The sequence below is a fragment of the Bradyrhizobium sp. 132 genome, from assembly GCF_023074185.1.
Lineage (GTDB): Bacteria > Pseudomonadota > Alphaproteobacteria > Rhizobiales > Xanthobacteraceae > Bradyrhizobium.
The window spans coordinates 1-1,941 of the sequence record NZ_JADPKY010000023.1 but is presented as its reverse complement, the minus strand read 5'-3'; the positions used below and the strand labels follow the sequence as shown (position 1 = coordinate 1,941).

At 57.5% G+C, this 1,941-nt stretch carries 2 pseudogenes; both read left to right on the top strand.

Features of this window, described 5'->3' with window-relative positions:
* Positions 1-228: 228 nt before the first annotated feature.
* A pseudogene (gene panD, locus IVA74_RS02410) lies at positions 229-580 on the top strand (aspartate 1-decarboxylase).
* A gap of 119 nt (positions 581-699) precedes the next feature.
* Positions 700-1,378 (top strand): annotated as a pseudogene (locus tag IVA74_RS02405) (aminotransferase class I/II-fold pyridoxal phosphate-dependent enzyme); the annotation flags it as partial.
* Positions 1,379-1,941 lie beyond the last annotated feature (563 nt).

Genomic DNA, 1,941 nt, shown 5'->3' with positions numbered 1-1,941 from the left:
TATGCACATGGTCAGCGCCATTAAGCGGCTCGGTATGGAAACTTGCGCTACGCTAGGCATGCTGACGCCGATTCAAGCCGTGCGGCTGGCCGACGCTGATGCTGGCTACCAAAAACCCGCAACGCGCCCGTGATGCGAATCTGCTCGGTCGGCTCGGCATCAGATCTGCGCTTTCCTGAGCGAAAAGGCTCGGCGAGCACCCTATACAAGCTCCAACTTAGGTGATCAATGCAACTTACCGTGATGAAAGGCAAATCCGCCGCGCTTCTGTGACCGAAGCCGATGTGCACTACGAAGGCTCGATTTCGATTGACCGTGCGCTTATGGACGCGGCCGGATTTTTGGCTAACGAGCGCGTCGAAATTTACAATGTTAAACCGGAGCGCGCTTCGCCACCTAAGTCATCGAGGCACGCCTGGGGTCTGGCACAATAAGCCTGAACGGAGCGGCCGCGCGCCTCGCGATGCCTGGCGATAAGGTCATTGCAGTTGCATATGCCTCATTTGGCCGGGAGGAAGCGGCAATGTTTACGCCGCGCGTCGTGAGGGTCGACCGAGACAATCGCATCGCGCGCAGATGAATGCTTGAGGTGGACGCGAACGCATTTCCTTGCGAACCAATAGCATGCCTTGCGCGATTGGCGGCGACCTTGCGAGTGAAGAGTGAACTTGCTCCTAAAGTTCGACCTATGCATCGGCTCTGCATGCACTGAAGAAAGACAGCCGGGTGGGTGGCCTTAAGCCGCGCGCAACATCGATTTTTCATCGAACGATTACCTGGCCCTCGCAAACTGCGCCGCGCAGGCTCTGCGCGCGATCGATCCTGGCGCACCTATCGGAGCCGGCTGCGCGCGTCTTCTTCGCGGCAACTGCGACGAGCATGAAAGCCTCGAAGCAGACGCTGCCAAGTTCTTCGGATCGGAAACGGCGTTTTTTTGGCCGAGATATGCAGCCAATTTTGCTGTCTTGACGTGGGCCGCGTCTGGATCGTGGTCGAAAGTCTCTACAGTATGGTTTGCGATTTTGCCCCGCTTGAGGACCTGTTCACGATCGCGAGCCACCATGACGAGTTCCTGATGGTGGATGAGGCTCACGCCACGGGTGTCTACGGCGAGCTGGGACGAGGGCTCACGGCGCCCTACGACGCAGACGAAAATCCGATCGTCGTGCATACCGGTGGCAAAGCGCTGGGCGTCGAGGGGGTTCGCGAGTGCCTCCACCGTGGTGCGCGATTTCATCATCAACCGTTGCCGCCCGTTCATCTTCGCTACCGCTCCCTCACCGCTGATAGTCCGGAGGCACTCTTGATCTCCCAGCACGAGCCTGAGCGTCAGAAGCGTCTGGCAGAATTTGTCGCATTCACCCATCGGGAGATGGAGCTCTGCTGTTTTTCACGTGCGCCTGCCGCATGAGAAGTGGAACGACACCGCCATAGGCGCGTACGGCGCGTAGTCGATACCGTCCTAGGGTGGAAGAACAAAGTTCTTGCGATGGCGGGCATCACGATGTGGCAGTTTCGGCCTAGGCTCTTTGGCATTTGAATCCTCTTGGTCGTTGTGATGCGCGAGCAACCCCTCCCGCCGCTTGCGAAAGCCGTAAATTGGCCGTGCTCGAAAGACTACAAGTTTTCGCACGCTGGGGCAGTCTGCTTCTGATTTCGATGAATCCTGTGACCTCGATGGTCCTCACTTCGACGATGAAGTCCTGCATTTAAAGAATGAAATTAGCCGGATTAATGCACGAGAGAGCCTGAGAGGTGGCCGACTCGCTTCTCGATTTGGCGTAAGTGTTATTTGAAGACTGCGTTCGGGGCGAGCCCGTTGAAGGAATCGAGCCCAAATGATGAAGGAATCGAGCCCAAATGAGGGCAGTGAGCAACAGCTCATCGTCGGATTCCGCGCACGATCAGATGAATGAGCGGGCCAAGCCGGGCGTCGGAAGC